Below are 26,363 nucleotides of genomic sequence, written 5' to 3' on the forward strand. Positions count from 1 at the left end.
TTCTCATCCGCGGGCCTTGCCTGCGCTCTTCTTGGGCGTCGCCTTGGTCGCAGGCTTCGCCGATGTCTTGGCGGCCTTGGCGACCGGCGCACGCGCCTTGCTGGTGGAGTCTGATTTCGGCTTCGCCGCAGCCTTCTTTGCGACGGCCTTCTTTGCCGGCTTCGGCGAGTCGTCGTCGCCACCGGCCTTCGGCTTCGCGGCCGCCTTGGCTGGCTTCGCAGCCTTTTTGGCGCCCTTGGCCTTGCCGCCGCCCTTGGCTGCCCGCTCGTCGAGCAGGGCGATCGCCTCGGCGAGGGTGATCGTGTCCTTCTCCTTGTCGCCGGGAATGGTGGCATTGACGCCACCCGCGGTGACATAGGCGCCATAGCGGCCGGCCTTCACGGCGACCGGGCCGAGCGAGGGATGATCACCGAGCGCCTTGCCGGGATCGGCGCCGAAGCGCTTGCTCGGGCCCTTGGCGACCTTTTCGGCGATCAGGGTGACCGCGCGGTTGAGGCCGATGTCGAACACCTCGTCGCCGGCCTCCAGGCTCGCATAGGTCTTGTCGTGCTTCACGAACGGCCCGAAGCGGCCGAGGCCCGCGGTGATCGGCAGGCCGGTCTCCGGATGCTTGCCGATCTCGCGCGGCAGCGACAGCAGCTTCAGCGCCAGATCGAGATCGACGTCCAAGGGCTGCGTGCCCTTGGGAATGCCGGCGCGCTTGGGCTTCTCGCCCTCGGCATAGTCCTTCTGCTCGCCGAGCTGGATGTAGGGGCCGAAGCGGCCGGCCTTGACGGCGACGTCGAGGCCCGTGTCCGGATCCTGGCCGAGGATGCGATCGGCTGCGGCCTCGCTGTCGGCGGCGAGCGGACGGGTGTAGCGGCATTCCGGATAGTTCGAGCAGCCGACGAAGGCGCCGAACTTGCCGGCCTTGAGGTTGAGCCGTCCGGTGCCGCAGGTCGGGCACTGCCGGACGTCGCCACCATCGGCGCGCGGCGGGTAGATGTGCGGCCCCAGCATCTCGTCGAGCGCATCGAGCACCTGCGCGACGCGCAGATCCTTGATGTCGTCGACGGCGCCGATGAAGCCCGTCCAGAAATCCTTCAGCACCTGCTGCCAGGCGATCTCGTTGTTGGAGATGCGGTCGAGCTGCTCCTCGAGATCCGCCGTGAAATCATACTCGACATAGCGGCGGAAGAAGTTCTCCAGGAACGCGATCACGACGCGGCCCTTGTCCTCGCCGTGCAGCCGCTTCTTCTCCAGCTTCACATAGCCGCGGTCCTTCAAGACCTGCAGGATCGAGGCATAGGTCGAGGGCCGGCCGATGCCGAGTTCCTCCATGCGCTTGACCAGCGAAGCTTCCGAGAAGCGCGGCGGCGGCTCGGTGAAGTGCTGAGTGACTGCGAGGTTCTGACGCTTCAGCGGCTCGTTCGGGCTCATCTGCGGTAGGCGGCGGCTGTCCTCGTCCTCTTCGTCGTCGCGGCCTTCCTGATAGAGCGCGAGGAAGCCGTCGAACTTGACGACCTGGCCGGTGGCACGCAGCTCCAGCGTGCGGCCGCCTGCCTTGGCGATGATGTCGACGGTGGTGCGCTCGAGCTCGGCCGACTCCATCTGGCTGGCGATGGTGCGGGTCCAGATCAGTTCATAGAGTTTGGCCTGGTCGTCATCGAGCCGCTTGCGCAGATCGGCCGGCTTGCGCGACAAGTCGGTCGGGCGGATCGCCTCGTGCGCTTCCTGGGCGTTCTTGGCCTTGGTCTGGTACTGGCGCGGGCTCTCCGGCACATATTTGTTGCCGTAGATCTCGCCGATCACCTTGCGCGCCTGCGTGATCGCCGAGCCGTCGATCTGCACGCCGTCGGTTCGCATATAGGTGATGAGACCGGTGGTCTCGCCGCCGATGTCGATGCCTTCATAGAGACGCTGCGCGATGCGCATCGTGTGCGCCGGCGCGAAGCCGAGCTTGCGGCTCGCCTCCTGCTGCAGCGTCGAGGTGGTGAACGGGGCCTGCGGATTGCGCCGCGCCGGCTTGGCATCGACGGTGGCGACCGTGTAGCTCGCCGCGTTCAGCGCCTGCTTGAAGTCTTCGGCTTCCGCGCCGGTGCCGATGTCGAGCCGCTGGATCTTCTTGCCGTCGGCGCCGACCAGCCGCGCTTCGAACGTGTCGCCGCGCGGCGTCGCCAGCGTGGCGATCAGCGACCAATATTCGCGCGGAACGAACTTCTCGATCTCGAGCTCGCGATCGCAGACAAGGCGCAGTGCCACTGACTGCACGCGGCCGGCCGAGCGCGCGCCCGGCAGCTTGCGCCACAGCACGGGGGAGAGCGTGAAGCCGACGAGGTAATCGAGTGCGCGGCGCGCCATATACGCGTCGACCAGCGCGCCGTCGATCTGGCGCGGATGCTTCATCGCCTCCGACACGGCCTGCTTGGTGATGGCGTTGAAGACCACGCGCTCGATCTTCTGATCCTTGAGTGCGCGCTTCTCCTTCAACACTTCGAGCACGTGCCAGGAGATCGCCTCGCCCTCACGATCGGGGTCGGTGGCGAGAATCAGTCGGTCTGCATTCTTGAGCGATTTGGCGATGTCGTTGAGTCGGCCGGCAGCCTTGGGGTCGACCTCCCAGATCATCCGGAAATTCTCGTCCGGATCGACGGAACCGTTCTTGGCCGGAAGGTCGCGGACATGACCAAAAGAGGCCAGAACCTCGTAGGAGGAGCCCAGATATTTATTGATCGTCTTGGCCTTTGCAGGCGACTCCACGATGACGATGTTCATGTATTTCCAATGACTTAGTGGAAGGATTGGAGCCGGTTTCGCGGGATTCGCGCACGCTCCCTTGACGCGAACATGGGTGGTGAGGCGGTTCCTGTCAAATCGACCAATGCTGAAAGTCGATTGCGTTGGCTCCTCGAAGTACCTATCAGGTTGTGAGGAACACTATTGGAACCGCACTCATTTTGTGTTCGTTTGTCTCAGACACCCCCGATGTTGGATATATTTGTTGGCCAAGGTAGCGGACAGACACGATCCCGACATTGAAGCGACGGTTGAGGATGCCGACGCGGCGGCGGCGCTCGTCGCGGAGGTGACCGCCAGTCTCGCCCAGCTTGCGCAGCGCCATCACCTCGACATGCTCGACTACCTTTTGCGCATGGCGAACCTCGAGGCAGAAGAACATCTGCGGTTGCGCAGTCGTCATAGACTCTGCTGACGCGCGTGTCTGTCAAGCGATGCGGCGGTGCTATTTTCCGGCGTAGACTGTAGGATTTGCTCGCATCAGGAGTGGTCGCAGTTCTCGCCGGCGGCACGTGGTTGAATGCTACCGTTGCGGTGGGCGCGCATGCGTCGGCCTCCTCACTGGCAAAGGAAATCGATGAGCTCAGGCGAGCGACACCATTCCGCCGCCATGGCGTTCCAGGCGGCCGGCCAGTTCGAGCTCGAGCAGCACCACACGCAGCACGGCGGGTGAGAGGCCGCTGATCCGGATCAGGTCGTCGATCGAAACAGGCGTCGGACCGAGCAGGGCGATGATCTGATCGCGATCATGGCTCTCCGGGGCTGGCGCGAACAATTCTTCGTCGGACTCGCGCAGCGACGCTGATGGCGGGCGCTCCATGATCGGGCGGACCGCTTGGATAATGTCTGCGGCCTCTGTGACGAGTGTTGCCCCTTGCTTGATGAGATCGTTAGTACCGGCCGCGCGTGGATCGAGCGGCGAGCCCGGGACGGCGAACACCTCGCGTCCCTGTTCGCCTGCCATGCGCGCGGTGATCAGCGAGCCCGAGCGATGCGCCGCCTCGACCACCACGACGCCGAGCGAGGCGCCGGAGATCAGCCGGTTCCGGCGCGGGAAGTCGCGCGCCCGCGGCTCGTGTCCGAGCGGCATTTCCGAGATCGCCGCACCGTTGCCCTCCACAATCGCGCCGAGCAGGTCGATATGTTCCGGCGGATAGATCCGGTCATGGCCGCCGGCGAGCACCGCGACCGTGCCGCTCGACAGGCTGGCGCGATGAGCGGCCTGGTCGATCCCGCGGGCGAGACCGGAAATGATCACGAAGCCGGCGCGGCCGAGCTCGTGAGAAAGCTGGCCCGCAAATTTGAGGCCGGCAGCCGATGCGTTGCGCGAGCCGACAATGGCGATCATCGGCTGCATCAAGGTCCCGTGGACGCCGCGGACGCAGAGCAGCGGCGGCGCATCCTCGCAACTGGCGAGGCGGGGCGGATAGCCGTTCTCTTCGGGCGCGAGCAACTGCACGCCCCGCCGCAGGCAGGCGTCGAGCTCGGCTTCGGCTTCGTCGATCGTGCAGATGCGACCGACCCTGGCCGCGCCGCCGCGGCGCGCCAGGTCCGGCAATCGATCGAGCGCGGCGCGGGCGGTGCCAAAATGGTTGAGCAGCGACCGGAATGTTCGCGGGCCGACATTGTCGGATCGGATCAGCCGCAGGCGATCGCGCCGCTCGGTGTCGGTGAGCTCCTGCCTCGTGCTGATGGCGTCCACGTGATCCCCCTCGAAGAGGAGGCCAGAATGGAACAACCCGAGGACGCAGGGAAGGGGGCGCGCTATGTCAGAGCGACGTCGCGCGCCTCATCCTGAGCCGCCACCGGCTGCTCGCCGGGGATCGCCAAGGTGGTGCCGAATGGCGCATCGCGCAGCCAGCGATCTGCGGCGTCGCGCCCGCGCTGGTGCAACAGCGCGATGAAGTCGCTGCCGAACTCGGTCGCATTGCGCTGCGCAAGGGCCTCGATCTGGTCTTCAGCCGCGAGCCGATGCACACGCGGCGGATGTAGGCCGTCACTTCGGGCCCATTCGAGCGCAGCAAGCTCGGCATTGAGCACGGCATTGGCGGCAATCTGATCGAGCCGGCGATCGATCGCCGCGGAGGTGACGGGGACGTAGCCATCCTGTGCGGGCGTGACCTGAACCACCAGCAGGTCTGCGGCGCTGGACTCGTGCGCGATCTGGACCAGCGGCGGATTGGCGGCATAGCCGCCGTCCCAATAGGCCTCGTCGTCGATGTCGACCGCGCCAAGCAGCTGGGCCGGACAGGTCGAGGCCAGCAGGACGTCCGGCGTGATTGCGGCGTTGCGGAAGATCTGCGGGAGGCCATCGCGCACCCGGGTCGCCGCCACCAGGAGGCGCGGCGCATTTGCGCTTCGGACGGCGTCGAAATCGATGGTGTCCGCGAGCATCTCGCGCAGCGGGTCGAGGTCGAGCGGGTCCGCGCGTCCGCCGCGCAACCCTGAGCCGAACGAGACCGCGCTGCTGGCGGGCGAATAGCCGCCGATCACCATCAGCGAGCGGAACGAGGCCTGCTCGGTCAGCCGGGTCCAGAACTGCGCGAGCCGGTTGCGGGCGTCCTCGCGGCCGTGATTGGCAAGTCCGCTGGCCAGCAGAGCGGCATTGATCGCGCCGGCGCTGGCGCCGCTGATCGTATCGAAGTCGCAGCCCGGCTCCTGCAGCAGCCGATCCAGCACGCCCCAGGTGAAGGCGGAAAAGGTTCCGCCGCCTTGCAAGGCGAGCGACAGCTTACGCGGCGGCCATGTCCGCGGCGGCGGCGGCAGCGTCGCGGTGGCGATCGTCTCCGCGAATGTGCGCTCCGGGATATCAGCAGCCTTGGTCTCGGCCATCACGGCCGCGTGGGTCGCCGCCATGATCATTTCGGCTACGACGGGGGCGAGTTCACTCGGCTCGGGCGCCGACTCCGCGACGCAGGCCTGAGCCTCTGCGACCTCCGAGGTCGCTGGCGCAGCCGACGCGATGGGCTCGGAGATGAGGGACTCGGAAACGAGGGGCTCGGGGGCGGACTCCGGCTCCTGGGTGATCGTCGCCTCGGTCGACCAGATCTGCGCAGCCGAGAGCAGGAGGCTGGCGTTGGATCGGGCCGGGGCTGCATTCTGCTGCGCCGGCGCCTGATCATTGCGGTCATCGCGCGTGGCCGACGAACCGCTTGAATTGGTCTTGCGTAACCACATGCAGGAATCATGACAGGCAATCACGATTCACGCCAGAGTCTCTCGTTAACTTATTAGCTGATGACGCGGCGGTGTTGCCGCGCAGCCGCTGTTCGACGCGGCGAAACACAGGTTTTGCGCATTTGCTCCGTATTTGTCCGGAGTGATTACTTCTTCGCCCCGATCTTGCCTTCGGTGCCGGCCTGCAATCGCCTGATGTTTTCGCGATGCATGTAAATCAGCAACAGTGTGAGCAGGGCGAACAACACTGCCAGCGCGGTGTGACCGAAAGCCCACAGCACGATCGGCGTCAGCACGCTGGTGACGAGCGCGGCGAGTGATGAGTAGCGGAACGCGAACGCGGTTGCGAGCCAGACGAGACAGAAGAAGATGGCGCCAGGCCAGAACAGGCCAATCAGAATACCGATATAGACCGCGACGCCTTTGCCGCCACGGAATTTCAGCCACACCGGGAACAAATGTCCGAGGAAGGCGCCCAGGCCTGCGATCATCGCCGCATTCGGGCCGCCGAGATAGCCGGAGATGATGACGGCGGCCGTGCCCTTCAGCGCGTCGCCGAGCAGGGTTCCGGCGGCGAGGCCCTTGCGCCCGGTGCGCAGCACGTTGGTGGCGCCGATATTGCCGGAGCCGATGCTGCGCAGGTCCTGCGTGCCGGCGAGCTTGGTCAGGATCAGGCCGAACGGGATCGAGCCGAACAGATAGCCGATGATGAGAGCGACAGGCAGGAAGGCTTCAGGTCCCATCACACAACTCCATCCACGCTTGGACGCGCGTCAGACATGTTCAAACACGGTGCGGCCGCCGACTATGGTGCGGACCACGCGCCCGGTGAAGCGGGCCTCGTCGAACGGCGTGTTCTTGCATAGTGATTTGAGATCGGCCGGATCGAGGATCCAGGGCACGTCGGGATCGATCACGATGATGTCCGCCGGCGCGCCGGCGCGCAACGTGCCGCCGGGCAGGCCGAGCAGTTCCGCGGGCCGCGTCGACATCGCCCGGATCAAGGTGGTCCAGCTCAGCTCGTCATTGTGCACCAGTCTCAAGCCCGCGGTCAGCATCGTTTCCAGACCCACCGCGCCGCTGGCGGCTTCCGCGAACGGCAGCCGCTTCACCTCGACGTCCTGCGGATTGTGGTCGGACATGATGACGTCGACGAGGCCGGAGGCCAGCGCCTCGACCAGCGCGCGGCGATCGACCTCGGTGCGCAGCGGCGGCGTCAGCTTGAGGAACGTGCGGTAGGGGCCGATGTCGTTCTCGTTCAAGGTGAGGTGGTTGATCGAGACCGAGGTGCTCACCGCAAGGCCGGCCTCGCGGGCGCGCCGGAGAATGTCGAGCGAGTCGACCGAGCTCAGCGCCGCGGCGTGGTAGCGGCCCTTGCTGAGCGCGACGAGGCGCATGTCGCGTTCCAGCACGACCGCTTCGGCGGCCGGCGGGATGCCGGAAAGGCCGAGACGCGAGGCGAACTCGCCCTCGTTCATGACGCCTTCGCCGACGAGGTCGGGGTCCTCGGTGTGATGCACGATCAGGGCGTCGAAGTCGCGCGCATAGGTCAGCGCGCGGCGCATCACCTGCGCGTTCATCACGCTGGTATGGCCGTTGGAGAACGCCACCGCCCCCGCGGCGCGGAGCAGGCCGATCTCCGTCATCTCCTCGCCGCGCAGCCCCTTGGTCAGTGCGGCCATTGGCTGGATGTTGACGATCGCGGTGTCGCGGGCGCGGCGCAGCACGAAATCGACGGTCGCCGAATTGTCGATCACAGGCTCGGTGCCGGGCTGGCAGATGATGGTGGTGATGCCGCCGGTCGCGGCGGCCTGGCTGGCGCTGGCAAAGGTCTCGCGATGGCCGAGGCCGGGCTCGCCGACGAAGGCGCACATGTCGATCAGGCCGGGCGCCACGATCTTTCCGGCACAGTTGATGACGTCGGTTCCTTCCGGGACGCCGGCGGCGCCGATGCCGCGCTTGAGGTCGCGGATGACGCCATCGGCGATCAGCACGTCACCGGGCCCGTCGATGTCGCGGGAGGGGTCGATGACGCGCGCATTGGCGAGCAGGATCGGGCGGCGATCGGTCAGCATGTCGTTTCGTCCCGACTTCGTATCAAGCGTTGGGCAGGTTGCGGGCCAGGGCCTCGAGCACGGCCATGCGCACGGCAACCCCCATTTCGACCTGTTCCCGGATCAGCGATTGCGCGCCATCGGCGACGATGGAGTCGATCTCGACGCCGCGGTTCATCGGCCCCGGATGCATCACCAGCGCATCGGGCTTGGCGTAGGCCAGCTTCTTCTGGTCGAGGCCGAAATACTGGAAATATTCCGACGACGACGGCACGAAGGAGCCGCTCATGCGCTCGCGCTGCAAGCGGAGCATCATCACGATGTCGGCGCCGTTGAGGCCCTCGCGCATGTCGCGCGCGACCTCGACGCCCATACGCTCGATGCCTGGCGGCAGCAAAGTGGAGGGGGCGACGACGCGGACGCGAGCGCCCATCGTATTGAGAAGCAGGATGTTGGAGCGTGCGACGCGCGAATGCAGCACGTCGCCGCAGATTGCGATGACCAGCCCCTCGAGACGGCCTTTGTTGCGGCGGATCGTCAGTGCATCGAGCAGCGCCTGGGTCGGGTGCTCATGCGCGCCGTCGCCGGCATTGATCACGGAGCCGTCGACCTTGCGGGCCAGAAGCTCTACTGCGCCGGAGGCATGGTGGCGGACCACCAGGATGTCCGGATGCATCGCGTTGAGCGTGACCGCGGTGTCCATCAGGGTCTCGCCCTTCTTGATGGACGAGGACGACACCGACATGTTCATGACGTCGGCACCGAGCCGCTTGCCGGCCAGCTCAAATGAGGATTGCGTCCGCGTCGAGGCCTCGAAGAACAGGTTGACCTGGGTGCGGCCGCGCAGCACCGTGCGCTTCTTGTCGACCTGACGATTCAGGTCGACATACTCCTCGGACAGGTCGAGGAGGCCGGTGATGTCGTGAGCGGAAAGGCCCTCGATTCCCAGCAAATGCCGGTGCCCGAGGACGAAAGTCGATTTCGGAGAGGTTGCCATTAAAGCCAGAGCTATAGGCGCGGTTTCCATGGCGGGCAAGGCCGAAAGGCGGGGTTCCGAGTTATCCCCCGTTCCGTCGGTCCGGCCGGGCCCGGCTTGCTGGATGGCGCGGCAATGCTTTGTGAACTATGCCAAGGGAGCGGCAGCCGTTTGGGCTGCCGGGCGCGGGCGCGACGGCTTATGATTTCGTCCATTCGGCCGCGCCGATAATGGATTTCCACAGGGCCCGGCCATGACCCAGCCTTCCTTCGATACTCATGACGTCTTCAACCAGTCGCCACCGTTCGCGGACGTGAACCTGTTCACGGCCGACCAGCCGCTGATGGAGGCGGTCACGGCTCATGGCGCGGCTGGCGCCGAACCGGAGCTGGCCGCGTTCGGAGCCTTGTGGGGTTCGGCAGAGATGGCCGAGCAGGGCCGGCTCGCCAACGAGAACACGCCGAGGCTGCGCAGCTTCGATGCCAAGGGCTTTCGGCGCGACGTCGTCGAGTTTCATCCGGCCTATCATCAGATGATGGCGCGTGCGGTCGAAGCCGGCCTGCACAATTCGACCTGGACATCCGAGGGCAGGCCGCGCGGCGCTTCTTCGGAGGTCGTGCGCGCAGCGAAATTCTACATCGCCTCGCAAGTGGAGAGTGGTCATCTCTGCCCGATCACGATGACCCGCGCCTCGGTCGCGGCGCTGGCCGTGCAGCCCGATCTGCTGGCGCGAACCATGCCTGTGATCGCAACACGCGACTACGATCCGGCGTTTGCGCCGTGGTGGGGCAAGCGCGGCATGACGCTCGGCATGGGCATGACCGAGAAGCAGGGCGGCACCGACGTGCGCGCCAACATGACGACAGCGGAACGTGTTGGCGACGGCTACCGCATCACCGGGCACAAATGGTTCATGTCGGCGCCGATGTGCGATGCCTTCCTGGTGCTGGCGCAAGCCGACAATGGCCTGACCTGCTTCTTCATGCCGCGCTTCACGCCCGACGGCGCCGTCAATGCGCTCCGCTTCCAGCGTCTGAAGGACAAGCTCGGCAACCGCTCCAACGCCTCTTCGGAAGTGGAGTTCGCCGGCGCCTATGCCGTGCGCGTCGGCGAGGAGGGCAGGGGTATCCGAACCATCATCCAGATGGTGCAGCTGACGCGGCAGGATTGCGCGATCTCGTCCGCCGGGCTGATGCGCTCCGGCCTGGCGCACGCGCTGCATCACGCGCGCCATCGCAGCGTGTTCCAGAAGCATCTCGCCGATCAGCCCTTGATGCAGGCGGTGCTCGCCGACATGGCTCTCCATGTCGAGGCGACAGTGGCGCTGGTGATGCGGCTGTGCCGCGCGTTCGACCGCACGCCGGACGATCTCAAGGAGGCGGCCTATATGCGGCTGCTGACGCCCGCGATCAAATATTGGGTGTGCAAGAGCGCGCCGCCGTTCCTGTACGAGGCGATGGAGTGCCTCGGCGGCAATGGCTATGTCGAGGACGGCATTCTCGCGCGTCATTTCCGGGAGTCGCCGGTCAATGCGATCTGGGAAGGTTCGGGCAATGTGATGTGCCTGGACGTGCTGCGCGCGCTGTCGCGTGAAGCGGATGCGGCGATGGCGATCCTCAAGGACCTGGCGGCGGACACCAACGGGCTTCCCGGCGCCGCCGCGGCCGTGGCCGCCATCGGCCAGGCATTCCGGCGCGGCGACAGCGAGCGCGTCGCGCGGCTGGCGGTCGAAAAGCTGGCGCTGCTGGCGGCCGCCGCTGCGCTGAACCAGGTCACGCCGCGTCATGCCGAACTGTTCGCCGCCACGCGGCTCGCCTCTGTTCATCCGAGCATGTACGGCGCCGTCGATCTCGATCCTGCTGATATCCGTGACTTGCTGGAGCGCGCCCTGCCTTGACCGACAGTCCCGAAGCCGCCGTCATGGATTCGCTCGATCCCGGCAATCCGCCGCAGCAGGTCGTTCCGGCGCAACATCTGCCGCGGACGCTCGGCTTCTGGCGAACGACGCTGTGGGGCGTGCTCATCATCATCGCCTTTTTCGTCGGCCAGTTGCTGCCGATCGTCTATCTCTTCGCCCGTTTCGATGGGCCGCTCGATGATTTCGAGGCGTTTCGTCTGGCTCTGACCAAGACCGCCGCCTCGCCGCTGACAGTCGGGCTCTCGGCCATCATGGGGTTGCCTGGATTGCTGGTCCCCATCTACTTCGCGGTTCGGTACACGCGCCTGTCGTTTGCCGAGTACCTTGGCCTGCGCTGGACCGGATGGAAACATCTGGGCTTCGGCGTGCTCGGCATGGTCGTCATCGTCGGCGCCTGGGAGCTGATCTCACAGCTGACGGGACGAGAGGAGGCGGCGTCGGGCTTCATGGTCGACATGCTGAAGCATGCCAAGACCGATGGCACGGTGTGGCTCCTGGTGATCGCCTTCTGCGTCGCCGCTCCGGTCTCCGAGGAGCTGATGGCGCGCGGCTTTCTTTATCGCGGTTGGTCGGATTCCTTCCTGCGCGTTCCCGGCGCGATCATCCTGTCGTCGCTGATCTGGACGCTGCTGCATTTCCAATATGACTGGTTTGCCCTCATCAACGTCTTCGCGCTCGGGCTCTGGTTCGGCTATCTCCGCTACCGGACGCACTCCACCTATCTGACCATGGTGCTGCACGGCCTCAACAACCTCGCCGCCACGGTGCAGACGATATGGCTCGCCAGCGGCCCCTCCTGAGCGCGCGCCTCAGCTCGCCCAGGCGATCGCGAGCGGCATCGTCAGTGCGGCAAGCACGGTCTGCAGCGAGATGATCTGGGCCAGCAGCGGCGCATCGCCGCCCATCTGCTTGGCCAGCAAATAGGCGCTCGAGGACGTCGGCACCGCGGCGCAGATGGCGACCACCACGAGGCTGGAGCCTGTGACCCCGAACCAGCCCGCGAGGCCGACCGCCATGATCGGCATCAGCACCAGCTTGAGCACCACGCCGAGCGCAGCCGCCGCGCCGGCGCGGCGCAAGCCTTCGAAATGCAGCCCCGCGCCGGTCACCAGCAGGCCGATCGGCAGCGATGCCTGGCCGAGCGCGTCGGCGGCATCGTGCCAGAGCTTCGGCAGCGGCACATGCGCCACGTTCAGCGCGAGCCCGACCACGCAGGCCCAGATCAGCGGATTGCGTCCGATCGTGGCAATGATCTCGCCGGTCGAGCGCCGTGTCGGCGAGGCATAGTGGGCGAGCACGCTCACGCTGAGCACGTTGACCAGCGGAATGATCGCCACCATCGCAACCGACGCCAAGGCAAGGCCGGTCGGGCCGAACAGGCTGCCCGACACGCTGAGCCCGACATAGGTCTGCCAGCGCGTCGCGCCCTGGAAGATGGAGGTGAAGGCCGGGCCATCGATGCCCTGCCGCGTCAGGAGCGGCCGCAGCGCGAGGCAGAGCAGGGACATCGCCAGCGCCGCGAGGAACAGCGCGCCGCCGACACCGGCGACCGGTACCTTGGCGAGATCGGCCTTGACGAGGCTCTGCACCAACAGCGCTGGAAACAACACATAATATGTCAGTCGCTCCAGCCCGTGCCATTGCGTGTCGAGCCGGATGAGGCTGTGGCGCAGGCCGACGCCGACCACGATCAGCAGGAACACCGGTGCGAGCGCTGCGACGACGACGCCCATGAGGCTATTGGCCGGACCGGCGCAGCGTGGCGAGCCGGTCGAGCGCCCCCTGCAGGATGAAGATCGCCGCGTGGGTGTCGATGACCTCGGCGCGCCGGGCGCGGCTGACATCCATGCCGATCAGTTCGCGTTCGACCGCCGCCGTCGACAGCCGCTCGTCCCACAGACCGATCGGCAAGTCCGTCAGGTTCGCGAGATTGCGCGCGAACGCGCGGGTCGATTGCGCCCGAGGTCCCTCGCTGCCGTCCATGTTGATCGGCAGGCCGAGCACGAAGCCGACCACCTTGCGCTCGCTCGAGATCGCGAGCAGCCGCGCCGCATCGGCCTTGAAGGCCTTGCGCTGGATGGTCTCGACGCCGGTGGCGAGCCGGCGGTCCGGATCGGACACCGCGACGCCGATCGTCTTGGTGCCCAGATCGAGGCCGACGAGCGCACCGCGCTCGGGCCAGCGGCCGGCGGTTTCGATGAGGGGAAGAATGGGAGCAGGCATGGCGCGCCGCTTAGCACGGTCACATGCGCTGGGCCAGCAGGCGCGGACGTGGCAGCCATGGAGTTGTCGCTGCGCTGCAATGAGTCTATATCAGTCCGATACCGTGAACAGGAGTGGTGCCGTGGATCGCAGGACCAACATTGCCCGCCGCTTTGTGTTTCCTGCCATCACGGTTGCTCATGCCCTCCTTTCTCACGCTCGACGCAGTCGCCGCCGCGACACCTGACGGTCATCGCCTCTTCCAAAGTCTCACGCTTTCACTCGGTGCCGAGCGTGTCGGCTTGGTCGGTCGCAACGGCGCCGGCAAATCGACCCTGCTGCGGATCATCGCCGGCCGGTCGGAGTCGGCCGCAGGGCGGGTGACGCGAACCGGAACATTCGGACTACTGACGCAGCACTGGGAAATCGGGCTGCGCGTCGACGCGGCGCTCGGCGTTGCTCGCGATCTCGCCGTCATCGAGCGGATCGTCGCCGGCAAAGGTGATGATGCTGATCTTGCTTGCGCAGATTGGAGCCTGCCCACCCGCGTGGACGACGTGCTGATCGAGGTGGGGCTTTGCGGAATGCGGCTCGATCGCTGCATGGACAGCCTCAGCGGCGGCGAGCGCACCCGCATCGGCATCGCACGGCTGTTGATCGAGACGCCGGACCTGCTGCTGCTCGACGAGCCCACCAACAATCTCGATGCGGATGGTCGCGCTGCCATCGGCCGGCTCGTACAGAATTGGCGCGGTGGGGTGCTGGTCGCCAGTCACGATCGCGCACTGCTGGAGATGATGGACCGGATCGTCGAGCTGACCCCGGTTGGGGTGCACATCGTCGGCGGCGGCTGGTCGATGTTCGTGCAAGCGCTGGATGCCGAGCGCGAGCGCGCCGCTGCGGCGCTCGACCGCGCCGACGCGCAACTGCGCGAGGTCGGCCGGGCCATGCAGCGCCAACGCGAGGCCAAGGCGCGCAAGGACAAGGCCGGTCGCGCCTGCGCCGCTCGCGGCTCGGCGCCAAAGATCCTGCTCGGCGCGCGCGCCGAACGAGCTGAGAACACCGGCGGCCGCGCGCAGCGATTGGCCGAGCGAAAGACGGCCGAGGCCACCGCGCAGGCAGATGAGGCCCGGCACAGGGTGGAAGTCCTGACGCCTCTCTCCATGGTCCTGCTGCCAACGGGGCTCGGCGCCGGCACCGAATTGCTCACCATGGAAGATGCGGTCGTGACCGCCGGCGACAGGAGGTTCGGTCCATGGACGCTGCACATCAGGGGCCGTCAGCGCATCGCGGTCGTCGGACGCAATGGTGCCGGCAAAACGACGCTGCTCCGGGCCGCGATCGGCACGATTCCCCTGGCCGGCGGAATGGTCCGACGCGCCGAGGGAAGGGTCGCGATGCTGGATCAGGACGTTGGACTGCTCGATCACAGCGACAGCATCATCGGCAATTTCCGCCGCCGCCACCCGACGCTCGGGGCTGAGGCCGCACATGCCGCCTGCGCGCGCTTCGCGTTCCGCAACCGCGATGCCGAGCAGACGGTGGTGACGCTGTCCGGCGGGGAGCGGCTGCGCGCGGGGCTGGCCTGCACATTCGGTGGCGAGCGGCCGCCCTGGCTGCTGCTGCTGGACGAGCCGACCAATCATCTCGACATCGCTTCAATCGAGATCCTGGAGCAGGCGCTTCGTGACTTCGATGGAGCGTTGCTCGTTGTCAGCCACGATCCGTCGTTTCTCGCAGCGATGGGGATAATTGAGGAGTTCGTGGTGAAAGGCTGAGCGGGCACGGGAGGCCATGCCCGCAAAGCTTTGTCTGAACGCTAGCGGATCGCGATCGGGTTGATGTTGCCCTGGACGCCGCCGCGCCAGCGCGGCTGGCCCAGGACGAACAGGAACTCGTAGCCCTTGTCCTTGGCGAGATCGGCGGTGTTCATGTTCTCGAGGATGTAGGTCCCGTTCATGGCGAGCAGGATCTGATGCACCTCGAACAGGTTCGACGACTCGAACGGGATCGCCTCCACCGCCCAATTGTCGGCCCCGACGGCCACCACGCCCTTCGAGGTCAGGTACTTGGCGCCTTCGACGCCGAGACCGGGCTCGCCGGCGCTGTAGCGCTTGTCGTCCTTGCCGATCAGGCCGAGCCAGCCGGTATGGAAGATGACGATATCGCCCTGACGGATCTCGACACCCTGTTTCTTGGCGGCCTCCTCGATCTCCTTGACGTTGAAGGCGGTGCCTTCCTTGACCACGTCGGTGTTGTAGTAGGCGGCCATGTCGAGCAGGACGCCGCGCGCCACCAGCGGCGGCACCTTCTCGATCCCCAGCTTCTTCAAGCCGGTCGGGTCGGCGAAGTCGAGCAGCTTGTTGCCGTTGTAATAGACGTGCTCGATGCCGAGATGGCCGAGGCCATCGAGCTGGCTGCCGACGCCGACCCAGCCTTCGACGATATCGTCATTATAGGTCGCCTTGTTGGGGCCGAGCCCCGGGATGCCGGCCTGTCCCGGCTGCACCACCGTGATCTTGAAGGAGCGCGGCGGGTAGGCGGGCGTCTTGGAGTCGATGATCATGCCGAGCGGGTAGGTCTTGCCTGTCTTCACCAGCGAAGCCGCTTTGATCACGAGCTCCGGCGTGATGTAGTTGGCGGCGCCGATCTCGTCGGCCGGCCCCCATTTCGATTTCGTCCAGTCCTGGGTCTTGTCTTGGATCTTGTCCTGGGTCTTGTCTTGGGCATTGGCCGTCCCGATCACACCCATCAAGGCAATCGAGCAGCACAACACGAACGCGTTGCGCATCGCATTTCCTCCGACTTGTTGACGTTTGTTGTGTTTCGCGCTGGCCAGCGCCGCATCCTAACGTAGTAGGAGACGGCCGCGTGAAGTTTTTTCCGGCGCGTGCAGAGCCCTGCGCCCTAAAGTCGCATCGGTCGAGTTTGCCGCTTTTGCAGCGGGTGAAGGGTCATTCTCCGCAATGAAATTCGCGGCGGCGATTGCGGCGCGGTATGCGTCTGGGGCGCATCAGGCTCTGGGACGCATTACGCTGCGATGTCGTGATCCCGGCCGGCCAGTCCCGCCATGAACGCCGAGAGCGCGCTGCTGCGATGCGCTGCGCGGCGATGGATGAAGAGCGTCTCGACCCGCGCATGAGATGGCGTGAGCGTGTGCAGGCCGACGCTGCCGATCATCTCATGCCGCGTCACCACCGCGCGGGGCAGCAGTGCGACACCCATGCCGGCGGCCACGCAGCCGATCATGCCGTCGAGCGTTCCGAGTTCGATGCGGGCCGCGGCGGGCCAGCCGAAATCGTTGAAGACCTGCTCCAGACGTTGCCGGTAGGTGCAGCCGGCCCGGAACACCAGCGCGGTCGGACCCGACGCGGCGGTCGCGGCCCGCAACGCCGCCAGCGTCTCGAAGCGCCGGGCTGTCACCAGCACGAGTTCTTCCTCGAAGGCGACGACGCCAGTGAGGTCGGGATGCTCGATCGGGCCTGCCACGAATGCGCCGTCGAGCGTTCCGTCCAGCACGCCGGCCACCAGATCCGCTGTTGGCGCCGTGCGCAGGCTCAAGGCCACGGAAGGGAAGCGCCGGTGAAAATCCGCAAGACGCGTCGGCAGCCGCACCGCCGCGGTCGTCTCCATCGAGCCGATCAGCAGCGGTCCCTGCGGCTCGCCGTCGTCGCGAGCGGCGAGCAAGGCCTCGCGCGATAGCGCGGCGATCCGGTCGGCATAGGGCAACAGGCGCAGTCCGGCGCCGGTGAGAGCCATGCCACGGCTGTGCCGTTCGAACAGAGCGGTGCCGATCTCGGCCTCCAATGCCTTGATCCGCTGCGTGACGTTGGACTGCACCGTGTTGAGAGCTTCGGCGGCGCGGGTGATGCCGCCCGTGCGCGCGACGGCCGCGAAAGTCTGCAGGTCGCTCAGTTCCACGGTCGATCTCCGTTTTGAATCTGCGATGGCAGAGTTCTCAACTATTCATTTTGAGAGAATGCTAGCCCCGCCTAGAGTCCGCGTCCAGAGGCGAGGAGACCTGCATGGCGCTGAGGACACCGCTGACGGAGAGGCTTGGGATCTGCCATCCCATCCTGCTGGCCCCGATGGACGGTGTTGCCGACGCCAATCTGGTGCGCGCCGTCAGCCGCGCCGGCGGCTTCGGCATTCTCGGCGGCGGCTACGGCAATCGCCCGTGGCTCGTGCAGGAGAGCGCCAAGCTCGGCGGCCTGCAGATGCCGTTCGGCATCGGCTTCATCACCTGGTCGCTGGCGAAGCAGCCCGACCTGCTCGACATCGCGCTGGCGGCGAAGCCCACGGCCGTGATGCTGTCATTCGGCGATCCCGCGCGCTTTGCGTCTGCGATCAAACAGGCCGGCGCGCTGCTGATCTGCCAGGTGCAGGATGAAGCGATGGCAGAGCAGGCGCTTGCCGCCGGCGCCGACATCCTGATTGCGCAGGGAACTGAAGCCGGCGGCCATGGCGCCTCGCGCACCACGCTCGACATCGTGCCTGCGATCGTCGATCTCGCCGCCGGCCGCGTGCCGGTGGTGGCTGCCGGTGGACTTGCCGACGGCCGCGGACTTGCGGCCATGCTGTCGCTCGGCGCGGATGGCGTGTTGCTCGGCACGCGCTTCTACGCCAGTCAGGAAGCCGCCGGCGCCGACGAAGCCAAGCGGCGCATCTGCGCAGCGCGCGCTGGCGAGACCGTGCGCGGCATCATCTTCGACCTGTCGCGCAATAATGTCTGGCCGGCGCCGTTTACCGGCCGCTGCCTGATCAACGATCACGCGCGGCGCTGGCTCGGCCGCGAGGTCGAGTTGCTGCAGCAGGTCGAACGCGTGGCCGCCGACTACGTCAAGGCCCGGACCGATGGTAATTTCGATGTCGCAGCCGTCATCGCCGGTGAGGCGGTCGGCCTGATCCATGATATTCCGCCGGCCGCTGAGATCGTTCAGCGCATCGTCAGCGAGGCCAAGCAAATCCTGCAAGGGCAGCGCAACTCATCCTGGCGGCCGGCGGAGCTCAACGAAACTGCGAGGTGAACCATGTGGCCCGATCGTCGCTTTCTGGATCTCGTCAAGACCGAGCATCCGATCGTCCTGGCGCCGATGGCCGGGGTGATGGATGCCGATCTCGTCATCGCGGTCGCGCAAGGTGGCGGACTGGGTTCGCTGCCCTGCGCGATGCTCTCCGCCGAAAAGGCGAGGGAGCAGGTCAACATCATCCGTCAGCGCGTATCGGCGCCCATCAATGTGAACTTCTTCTGCCATACCCCTGTGGAGGCGGATGCTGCGCGTGAGGCCGGCTGGAAACAACGTCTCGGCTCCTATTATCAGGAGTACGGCGTCGATCCGGCGGCGCCGGTCACGGCGGCCAACCGTGCGCCGTTCGACGCGGCGATGTGCGCCGTCGTCGAGGAGCTGAAGCCGGAGATCGTCAGTTTCCATTTCGGCCTGCCGGAGCCGACGCTGCTGGCGCGGGTGAAGGCGACCGGGGCGGTCGTGATGGCCTCGGCGACCGTGGTCCGCGAGGCGGTGTGGTTGGAGCGGAACGGCGCCGACATCATCATCGCGCAGGGGGCGGAGGCCGGCGGCCATCGCGGTATGTTCCTGACCGACAAATTGGCTGAGCAGGTTGGCACGCTCGCGCTGGTGCCGCAGGTGGTCGATGCGGTGAAGGTCCCGGTGATCGCGGCGGGCGGCATTGCCGATGCGCGCGGCATTGCTGCCGCCTTTGCGCTCGGCGCGTCCGGCGTCCAGATCGGCAGCGCCTATCTGCGCTGTCCGGAGTCCAAGGTCAGCGGTCCCGCGCGCGCCGCGCTCGCGGCCGCCAGCGACGAATCCACGGTCATCACCAATGTGATGACCGGCCGGCTTGCGCGCGGCGTCGCCAACCGGGTGATGCGCGAGGTCGGGCCGATCGCGCCGGAGGCTCCGGCCTTTCCGCATGCGGCGACCGCGCTCGGTCCGCTCAAGGCGGCGGCCGAGAAGCAGGGCAGGGTGGATTTCACAAATCTCTGGGCCGGGCAGGCGCTGCCGCTGGGCCGCGAGATACCGGCGGCTGAACTCACGCGGACGCTGGCCGAACAGGCGCTGGCGCGCCTTGCGACGATGGCGGGCTGACGTTTCGGGCGGGCCGCCGTCCCCGGAAAGTCCAGCGGCTGCCGGTTGCGGCGCGAAAGCGGCCTCTGCTATAGGGCGGGTTCATCCTGTCCCGTGAGGCCCTATATAATGTCGGTCGATGCCGCCACCGTCCGCCGGATCGCGCAATTGGCGCGGATCGCTGTCACTGACGCTGAGGTCCCGCATCTGCAGGGCGAGCTCAACGCGATGCTGAAGTTCGTCGAGCAGCTCTCCGAGGTCGATGTCGAGGGCGTCGAGCCGATGACCTCGGTCACGCCGATGGCGATGAAGAAGCGCCAGGACGTGGTCAATGACGGCGAGATCGCCGACGACATCGTCAAGAACGCGCCGGCAACCGAGAACCATTTCTTCCTGGTGCCGAAGGTGGTGGAATAGCCAAGGGGTCGCTGGATGGCGCGCTTTCGCCGCGTGATCCGCTCCTCTAACCGATGAAGCGAGCCAACGCTATGTGCCTGCTCTGCGACGATGAAGCGGCCTACAAGGCCTATATGGACTATCTCGACGCGATGGAGCGGCAGGGCAAGACCGCCGATCCCGACAAGACCGTGAACGAGATCCTCGACCAGCTCGAGGCGGCCAATGCGAACACGGCTAATGCCAACAAGGTCAAGGCGAAGACCAACAAGTTCTTCGCCGACGATGCGGCCGACGACAAGACACTTTCCCCCTTCTTCTGCAGCCCGATCAATAAATGACCGATTTGACTTCCCTGACGCTCGCCGAGGCCCGGAAGGGCCTTGCGAGCAAGACCTTCACGTCGCTCGAACTGACCGACGCCCATCTCAAGGCGATGGAGCAGGCGCGCGCCCTCAACGCCTTCGTGATGGAGACGCCGGACCAGGCGCGCGCGATGGCGCGCGAGGCCGACGCCAGGATCGGCAAGGGCGAGGCCGGGCCGCTGGCCGGCATTCCCCTGGGGATCAAGGACCTGTTCGCGACCAAGGACGCCCGCACCACGGCCTGTTCGAAGATCCTCGGCAATTTCGTGCCGACCTACGAGTCCACCGTGACCTCGCAGCTCTGGCGCGATGGTGCGGTCATGCTCGGCAAGCTCAACAATGACGAGTTTGCGATGGGCTCGTCGAACGAGACCTCGTGCTTCGGCCCCGTGGGTAACCCGTGGCGGCGCGAAGGCTCCAACACCACCTTGGTGCCGGGCGGTTCGTCCGGCGGCTCGGCCTCCGCGGTGGCGGCGCTGCTGTGCATGGGCGCGACCGCGACCGACACCGGCGGCTCGATCCGTCAGCCCGCGGCGTTCACCGCCACCGTCGGCATCAAGCCGACCTATGGCCGCTGCTCGCGCTGGGGCATCGTCGCCTTCGCCTCGTCGCTCGACCAGGCCGGCCCGATCGCGCGCTCGACCCGCGACGCCGCGATCCTGCTGCGCTCAATGGCCGGCCACGATCCGAAGGACACGACCTCGGTCGACATCCCCGTGCCGGACTATGAGGCCGCGATCGGCCGGTCCGTGAAGGGGATGAAGATCGGCATTCCCCGGGAATATCGGCTCGACGGCATGCCGGCCGAGATCGAGAAGCTGTGGAGTGATGGCGCGGATTGGCTGAAGGCGGCCGGCGCCGAGCTGGTCGAAGTGTCGCTGCCGCACACCAAATACGCGCTGCCGGCCTATTACATCGTGGCGCCGGCCGAGGCGTCGTCGAACCTCGCGCGCTACGATGGGGTCCGTTACGGCCTGCGGGTGCCGGGCAAGTCCATCGGCGAGTTGTACGAGAACACCCGCGCCGAAGGGTTCGGGCCCGAGGTGCGGCGCCGCGTCATGATCGGCACCTATGTGCTCTCGGCCGGCTATTACGACGCCTATTATATCCGGGCGCAGAAGGTCCGTACCCTCATCAAGAGGGATTTCGAGGAATGCTTCGCCAAGGGCGTGAACGCGATCCTCACCCCCGCGACGCCGTCCGCCGCCTTCGGCATCGGCGAGAAGGGCGGCGCCGATCCGGTCGAGATGTATCTCAACGACATCTTCACGGTCACGGTGAACATGGCGGGTCTGCCGGGTATCGCGGTGCCCGCCGGCAAGGATAGCCAGGGCCTGCCGCTCGGGCTGCAACTGATCGGCCGTCCGTTCGACGAGGAGACGTTGTTCTCGCTCGGCGAGGTGATCGAGCAGGCGGCGGGCCGCTTCACGCCGGTCCGGTGGTGGTGAGCGTCACCGACTTCAAGCACAGCCTCGCGGGCGACGCGCCCGCGGCCGGTCTCTCGCCGGTGCTCGCTGGCCTGTGGTGGCTGGCGAAAGGCGATTGGGATCGGGCGCACAGGATCATTCAGGATGAGCCCGGCCGCGAAGCGGCCTGGGCGCACGCGCATCTGCACCGCGTCGAGGGCGATCTCGGCAATGCCGGCTACTGGTACCGCCAGGCCGGACAGAAGGTCGCCACCGATGCGCGGGATATCGAATTTGAGCGGATCATCTCCGCGCTGATGGGGAGTTCAGGGCCATGACGGCAACCAGCGGCAAGCTGATGAAGGGCGCCACCGGCGACTGGGAAGTCGTGATCGGGATGGAGATCCATGCCCAGGTCACGTCGAAGTCGAAACTGTTCTCCGGCGCCTCCACCGCCTTCGGCGGCGATCCCAACAGCCACGTCTCGCTGGTCGACGTGGCCATGCCCGGCATGCTGCCGGTCATCAACGAGGAGTGCGTGCGCCAGGCCGTGCGCACCGGGCTCGGGCTCAATGCCAAGATCAACCTGCGCTCGGTGTTCGACCGTAAGAACTATTTCTACCCCGACCTGCCGCAAGGCTACCAGATCAGCCAGTACAAGGACCCGATCGTGGGCGAGGGCGAGGTCACGGTCGAGCTCGACGGCGGCAAGACCGCGACGATCGGCATCGAGCGCCTGCACCTCGAGCAGGATCCCGGGAAGATGCTGCACGACCAGTCGCCGTCGCTGTCCTATATCGACTATAACCGCTGCGGCGTGGCGCTGATGGAGATCGTCTCCAAGCCCGACCTCCGCGACGCCGAGCAGGCCAAGGCCTACGTCACCAAGCTGCGCTCGATCCTGCGCTATCTCGGCACCTGCGACGGCGACATGGAGAAGGGAAGCTTGCGCGCCGACGTCAACGTCTCCGTGCGCAAGCCGGGCGGGCCGCTCGGCACCCGCTGCGAGATCAAGAACATCAACTCGATCAGCTTCATCGGCCAGGCGGTCGAGGCCGAGGCGCGGCGCCAGATCGAGATCATCGAGGACGGCGGCACGATCGAGCAGGAAACCCGCCGGTTCGATCCCGACAAGGGCGAGACGCGGTCGATGCGCTCGAAAGAGGAGGCGCATGATTACCGCTACTTCCCCGATCCTGACCTGTTGCCGCTTGAGTTCGAACAGGCCTTCGTCGACGCGCTGAAGGCCGCGCTGCCGGAGCTGCCGGACCAGAAGAAGGCGCGCTTCATCGCCGATTTCGGTCTTTCGCCCTACGACGCCTCCGTGCTGGTGGCCGAGCGCGAGAGCGCGGCGTTCTATGAGAGCGTGCTGGAGGCGCTGTCCGATCGCGGCCGTGACGGCAAGCTGGCGGCCAATTGGGTCATCAACGAGCTGTTCGGGCGCCTCAACAAGGAAGGGCGCGACATTGCGTCGTCGCCGGTGTCGTCGGCGCAGCTCGCCGCCATCGTCGCGCTGATCGGCGAGGGGACGATCTCCGGAAAGATCGCCAAGGATCTGTTCGAGATCGTCTGGAGCGAGGGCGGCGATCCGCGCGAGCTGGTCGAAAGCCGCGGCATGAAGCAGGTCACCGATCTCGGCGCGATCGAGAAGGTGGTCGATGAGATCATCGCCGCCAATCCGGACAAGGTCGCGCAGGCGAAGGCGAAGCCGCAGCTCGCCGGCTGGTTCGTCGGCCAGGTGATGAAGTCGTCGGGCGGCAAGGCCAACCCGCAGGCGGTCAATGATCTCCTGAAGAGCAAGCTCGGCATCTGAAACGGCGAGCGCTCATCTTCGTTCCGACGGCGCGCACATGGTGCGCGCCGTTTTTGTTTGGCACTCGCGTCCCGCGAATCGCCGCGCGCGATTCGCAAAAAAGCCACCTTTGGCGAGCGCTCGAATGCACACGAGGGCGTGTGCAATGAAAATTTTTTCGTTGCCAAAATTTACGACTCAGAGTCCGCGAGCGGCTCTCATCGCGCGAGTCTGCGCGCTGCTCAGCGCATCGCGCTGCTTTCGCCGCATCATGCAGTAGTTCAGGAAATGGCTTCCAGTGCAGGCTTTTCTTGCGATCGCTATTAGTAGAAGGCGCGCCGCTGCGGACGCGCGCGTCGGCATTTTCGATGTCGCCCGACCTGCTGCTTCGCGCGTTGCGTCAGCCGCGTGCGCGCGCGCGTGTCAACACTTCCTTAAGCCGGAAGCTGTTTTTTTTCACTCGTTGGTGTATCGATGAGGAGTGCAGCTCGATTCCCGAGTGCACGTATCGACTAAGCCATCTCACATCGGAGGGCAACATGGCCAAGAAAGCGAAGAAGGCGAAGAAGGCAGTGAAGAAGGTCGCGAAGACCGCGGCGAAGAAGACTGCCAAGAAGACCAAGAAGGTCGCCAAGAAGAAGTAAGTCTCGCAGTCCGTGCGAGATGAGCCCGGCAGACTGATGCCGGCACGTCATTGGAACGCAGGTCGACGCAGCTCTTCGAGAGCGAAGCAGATCTCCTGAAGCTCCAATCGACGATAGAGGGTGTCGGCGAGACATCAGGTCAACGGTCGGATCGAACTTGCGAGCGGTCTCGCTCCCGGTGCGGTCCGGCAGAAGAAACAGGATTTCTTCGTTCGGTGCAGATCGCGTTTCCGGTCTGCAATCTCACCGGCGGTTCTTGAACCAATGTGGGATCTGATCCTGACGTGTTCGCCGACGCCCTCGATCTTGGCACCCGCCCGAGCGCCGCGTGCCTGACGCCCTCCTTTCCTGTCCATCACACCATCTCCGCCGGAGCATTGGCTCATCGTTTGAGCGGTGCCGCCACCGGACGGCGTTGTCCCGCGCGTGCATCCTGCTGCGCGCCGGCGATCTGCGTCGCGCCACCGGATCACCCACGCCGTGTTGCGTGGCTACGCCGGTGTTGGCCGGATGGTTAGAGGTTTGCCAAACAGAACGGTAAACCGCTCTTTGCCAGTTCAGAAAATCTGATCTCTTTCAAATATTTGCTGGCCGGCTCCGAAGATCGGGCGGTTTCCGTTCAGGCTTCCTTCAGCACGATGATTAAACTGCCTTTCAAACTTGATCGGTCATCCTTCGCGCATAAGCCGACAAACGGCATGGGGACTAATCAGGCGTTGAACAGTAGGACGGGGGCTGGGCTCGGTGAACGACCCGCCTCCTTGCGAACGAAGGAGAGCGACAATGTTTCAGGGGCAACTCAATTTCGATGATGTGACGACCGCGGAGCAGGGGGGCAGCGCCGACGTGCTGTTCGAGCTCGGCATGCTCTATGCGAGTGGTCGCGACGGGATCGTCGATCTCATCGCCGCGCACAAATGGTTCAATCTCGCGGCTCTGAAAGGGCGCGTCGATGCGGTAGCGATGCGACGCGAGGTCGCCGAGCAGATGTCGGATGCTGATATTGCTGCCGCGCAGCGCGAGGCCCGGGCCTGGATGGCCACGCATTGAGCAGACATCATTGGCGCGGCGCGCATGGTGCCGGATCGCATGAGCCGCTGGGCGAGACGCCTGGCGGCTTTCGACATTCAGGCGTCGTGAGCGCGTCCTGCCGTCTTTGATTGGGCGCGATCGCCCCTCGGCCGCATGACCTGCGGCTATTTTTCCCCACGACACACATTCTATTGCGGCACCGCCGCCTGCGACATCGTCGCGCTTGTCGTGTGGGCTACCTATCGGTAGGTAGGCGCTGCCTCACGAAGGCTTGGGCCCCCGGCGACGGCGGTCCTCACAGCTGACTGACATTCACCAATGATGACCCAATCCGTACCGCTCTCCGTCGCCGTGGCGCTGGGGCTGATCACGCTGCTCGGCCCGGCGTCGGTCGACATGTATCTGCCCTCGCTGCCGGTGATGGCCGAGGAGATGAGCACGACCTATCCCGAGATGCAGCTGACATTGACGGTGTTCCTGCTGGCCATGGGGGCAGGACAGCTCGTCTTCGGCCCGGTCATCGACGCCTATGGCCGTCGCCGTCCCTTGCTTGTTGCCCTCGCGATCTTCGTGGTGGCGTCGCTCTGCGCGGCGGTGGCGCACTCGGTCGAGGCTTTGCTGGCCGCGCGGTTTCTGCAGGGCCTTGCCGCGTCGCTGGCGCTGGTGACGGCGATGAGCACTGTGCGCGACGTCGCCTCGGGTGTCGCGGCCGTACAGATCTTCGCGTTGCTGATGACGATCCAGGGGCTCGGCCCGGTGATGGCGCCGGTGCTGGGTGGGATGATCGGCGCCGGGCTCGGCTGGCGCGCAGTCTTCTACTTTCTTGCCGCCCTCGGCGCGATCGTGCTCGTGAATACTTTCATAAGGCTGCCTGAGAGTCTGCCGCTGCACAAACGGTCGTCGCTTCATCCGGGGCAGGTGTGGCGAACCTATGTTGGCATCGTCACGGATCGACGCTTCCTGCTGCCGGGCCTCGCGCTCTCCGGCGCCTTCTTTCTTCTGTTCGGCTATATCGGCGGCGCGTCCTATGTCTATCAGTCGTTCTATGGCCTGCCGTCGCGCGAATTCGGCTTTGTCTTCGGCGCGACCGGCATCGCCGTTCTGATCGGCGCCATCGGCTGCGCGAGGCTGGTCAAGACGGTCGATGTCGACAGGCTTGCATTGGCCGGGGTGCTGGCGATGCTGGGCGGCGCGCTGATCGGATGGGGGTCGGTGCTGGCCGGCATCGGTCTCCCGGGGATCGTCGCCGGCATGATCCTGGCGCTGGCCGGTCTTGGCGTTGCAGAGGCCGCGCTGACGTCGATTGCGCTCTCCGCGCGCGCGTCGGCGCTCGGTGCGAGCACGGCGCTGCTTGGGGCCGTTCCGCTGGCTCTCGGTGCGGCGGCGACGCCGTTGGCCGCGCTGCTGGCCGAGATCGGCCCCGCATGGTGGCTGGCCTTTCTCGCACTGGCTGGCGTCGTGACGGCCGCCTTGGCCCTTGCCGCGCTGCGCATGGTGGCTGGCCAGCAGGGCGTTCGGGTTGTGCAGCCCTGAAACCATG

At 66.1% G+C, this 26,363-nt stretch carries 23 protein-coding genes; 13 read left to right on the forward strand and 10 right to left on the reverse strand.

Going from position 1 to position 26,363, the window contains the following annotated elements; genetic code table 11:
• Positions 1-3: 3 nt before the first annotated feature.
• On the reverse strand, positions 4-2,754 hold the full coding sequence (topA, locus tag ACVIJ6_RS27090) for a type I DNA topoisomerase (RefSeq protein WP_456775209.1): 2,751 nt from the start codon (positions 2,752-2,754) through the stop codon (positions 4-6).
• A gap of 226 nt (positions 2,755-2,980) precedes the next feature.
• On the opposite strand from topA, the gene ACVIJ6_RS27095 reads away from it, so the two are divergent.
• On the forward strand, positions 2,981-3,190 hold the full coding sequence (locus ACVIJ6_RS27095) for a hypothetical protein (RefSeq protein WP_049795504.1): 210 nt from the start codon (positions 2,981-2,983) through the stop codon (positions 3,188-3,190).
• Positions 3,191-3,358: 168 nt separating this feature from the next.
• Here ACVIJ6_RS27095 and dprA read toward each other — a convergent pair whose 3' ends face one another.
• The 5 genes from dprA to ACVIJ6_RS27120 all read right to left on the reverse strand — a co-directional run bounded on the left by dprA (position 3,359) and on the right by ACVIJ6_RS27120 (position 9,003).
• Positions 3,359-4,477 (reverse strand): DNA-processing protein DprA, encoded by a 1,119-nt coding sequence (gene dprA / locus ACVIJ6_RS27100; RefSeq protein WP_456775210.1) that lies wholly within the window; start codon positions 4,475-4,477, stop codon positions 3,359-3,361.
• Positions 4,478-4,539: 62 nt separating this feature from the next.
• The gene (locus ACVIJ6_RS27105; protein ID WP_456775211.1) at positions 4,540-5,952 is read right to left on the reverse strand and encodes a patatin-like phospholipase family protein; all 1,413 of its coding nucleotides are present in this window, start codon (positions 5,950-5,952) and stop codon (positions 4,540-4,542) included.
• Between the two features lie 146 nt (positions 5,953-6,098).
• Entirely contained in the window at positions 6,099-6,695 is a 597-nt protein-coding gene (gene plsY, locus ACVIJ6_RS27110; RefSeq protein WP_456775212.1) for a glycerol-3-phosphate 1-O-acyltransferase PlsY, read from the reverse strand.
• 30 nt (positions 6,696-6,725) lie between these two features.
• On the reverse strand, positions 6,726-8,027 hold the full coding sequence (locus ACVIJ6_RS27115; RefSeq protein WP_456775213.1) for a dihydroorotase: 1,302 nt from the start codon (positions 8,025-8,027) through the stop codon (positions 6,726-6,728).
• Between the two features lie 22 nt (positions 8,028-8,049).
• Entirely contained in the window at positions 8,050-9,003 is a 954-nt protein-coding gene (locus ACVIJ6_RS27120) for an aspartate carbamoyltransferase catalytic subunit (protein WP_456775214.1), read from the reverse strand.
• A 232-nt stretch (positions 9,004-9,235) separates the two neighbouring features.
• Here ACVIJ6_RS27120 and ACVIJ6_RS27125 point away from each other — a divergent pair, with 232 nt between their 5' ends.
• The gene (locus tag ACVIJ6_RS27125; protein ID WP_456775215.1) at positions 9,236-10,879 is read left to right on the forward strand and encodes an acyl-CoA dehydrogenase family protein; all 1,644 of its coding nucleotides are present in this window, start codon (positions 9,236-9,238) and stop codon (positions 10,877-10,879) included.
• Positions 10,876-11,700: a CPBP family intramembrane glutamic endopeptidase gene (locus tag ACVIJ6_RS27130; RefSeq protein ID WP_456775216.1), complete on the forward strand. Its 825-nt coding sequence runs from the start codon at positions 10,876-10,878 to the stop codon at positions 11,698-11,700. Before ACVIJ6_RS27125 ends, ACVIJ6_RS27130 begins: the two co-directional genes overlap by 4 nt.
• Positions 11,701-11,709: 9 nt before the next feature.
• On the opposite strand, the gene ACVIJ6_RS27135 is transcribed toward ACVIJ6_RS27130, so the two are convergent.
• Both ACVIJ6_RS27135 and ruvX read right to left on the reverse strand, forming a co-directional pair.
• Positions 11,710-12,633 (reverse strand): AEC family transporter, encoded by a 924-nt coding sequence (locus ACVIJ6_RS27135; RefSeq protein ID WP_456775217.1) that lies wholly within the window; start codon positions 12,631-12,633, stop codon positions 11,710-11,712.
• Positions 12,634-12,637: 4 nt separating this feature from the next.
• Positions 12,638-13,123 (reverse strand): Holliday junction resolvase RuvX, encoded by a 486-nt coding sequence (ruvX, locus tag ACVIJ6_RS27140; protein ID WP_456775218.1) that lies wholly within the window; start codon positions 13,121-13,123, stop codon positions 12,638-12,640.
• Positions 13,124-13,302: 179 nt separating this feature from the next.
• On the opposite strand from ruvX, the gene ACVIJ6_RS27145 reads away from it, so the two are divergent.
• Positions 13,303-14,880 carry an ATP-binding cassette domain-containing protein gene (locus ACVIJ6_RS27145; RefSeq protein ID WP_456775219.1) on the forward strand — a complete coding sequence of 526 codons (1,578 nt, stop codon included), beginning with the start codon at positions 13,303-13,305 and terminating at the stop codon, positions 14,878-14,880.
• A 41-nt stretch (positions 14,881-14,921) separates the two neighbouring features.
• Here ACVIJ6_RS27145 and ACVIJ6_RS27150 read toward each other — a convergent pair whose 3' ends face one another.
• A complete protein-coding gene (locus tag ACVIJ6_RS27150; RefSeq protein ID WP_456775220.1) occupies positions 14,922-15,893 on the reverse strand; it encodes a cyclase family protein in 972 nt (323 codons plus the stop codon).
• Between the two features lie 239 nt (positions 15,894-16,132).
• Positions 16,133-17,023, reverse strand: a complete 891-nt coding sequence (locus ACVIJ6_RS27155) for a LysR substrate-binding domain-containing protein (protein WP_456775221.1) — start codon at positions 17,021-17,023, stop codon at positions 16,133-16,135.
• A gap of 104 nt (positions 17,024-17,127) precedes the next feature.
• On the opposite strand from ACVIJ6_RS27155, the gene ACVIJ6_RS27160 reads away from it, so the two are divergent.
• The 9 genes from ACVIJ6_RS27160 (at position 17,128) to ACVIJ6_RS27200 (ending at position 26,356) form a co-directional block, all read left to right on the forward strand.
• The gene (locus ACVIJ6_RS27160; RefSeq protein WP_456775222.1) at positions 17,128-18,129 is read left to right on the forward strand and encodes an NAD(P)H-dependent flavin oxidoreductase; all 1,002 of its coding nucleotides are present in this window, start codon (positions 17,128-17,130) and stop codon (positions 18,127-18,129) included.
• A gap of 3 nt (positions 18,130-18,132) precedes the next feature.
• Positions 18,133-19,209 carry an NAD(P)H-dependent flavin oxidoreductase gene (locus tag ACVIJ6_RS27165; protein WP_456775223.1) on the forward strand — a complete coding sequence of 359 codons (1,077 nt, stop codon included), beginning with the start codon at positions 18,133-18,135 and terminating at the stop codon, positions 19,207-19,209.
• Between the two features lie 108 nt (positions 19,210-19,317).
• A complete protein-coding gene (gene gatC / locus ACVIJ6_RS27170) occupies positions 19,318-19,605 on the forward strand; it encodes an Asp-tRNA(Asn)/Glu-tRNA(Gln) amidotransferase subunit GatC (RefSeq protein WP_456775224.1) in 288 nt (95 codons plus the stop codon).
• 71 nt (positions 19,606-19,676) lie between these two features.
• Entirely contained in the window at positions 19,677-19,925 is a 249-nt protein-coding gene (locus ACVIJ6_RS27175; protein ID WP_456775225.1) for a hypothetical protein, read from the forward strand.
• Positions 19,922-21,397, forward strand: coding sequence for an Asp-tRNA(Asn)/Glu-tRNA(Gln) amidotransferase subunit GatA (gatA, locus tag ACVIJ6_RS27180; RefSeq protein ID WP_456775226.1), 1,476 nt, complete (start codon positions 19,922-19,924; stop codon positions 21,395-21,397). Before ACVIJ6_RS27175 ends, gatA begins: the two co-directional genes overlap by 4 nt.
• Positions 21,388-21,693, forward strand: a complete 306-nt coding sequence (locus ACVIJ6_RS27185) for a hypothetical protein (protein ID WP_456775227.1) — start codon at positions 21,388-21,390, stop codon at positions 21,691-21,693. Before gatA ends, ACVIJ6_RS27185 begins: the two co-directional genes overlap by 10 nt.
• A complete protein-coding gene (gene gatB, locus ACVIJ6_RS27190; RefSeq protein ID WP_456775228.1) occupies positions 21,690-23,168 on the forward strand; it encodes an Asp-tRNA(Asn)/Glu-tRNA(Gln) amidotransferase subunit GatB in 1,479 nt (492 codons plus the stop codon). Before ACVIJ6_RS27185 ends, gatB begins: the two co-directional genes overlap by 4 nt.
• Positions 23,169-24,574: 1,406 nt before the next feature.
• Positions 24,575-24,841: a hypothetical protein gene (locus ACVIJ6_RS27195; protein ID WP_012044719.1), complete on the forward strand. Its 267-nt coding sequence runs from the start codon at positions 24,575-24,577 to the stop codon at positions 24,839-24,841.
• Between the two features lie 300 nt (positions 24,842-25,141).
• The gene (locus tag ACVIJ6_RS27200) at positions 25,142-26,356 is read left to right on the forward strand and encodes a multidrug effflux MFS transporter (protein WP_456775229.1); all 1,215 of its coding nucleotides are present in this window, start codon (positions 25,142-25,144) and stop codon (positions 26,354-26,356) included.
• Positions 26,357-26,363: the final 7 nt, after the last annotated feature.

Source organism: Bradyrhizobium sp. USDA 4369 (assembly GCF_054056435.1).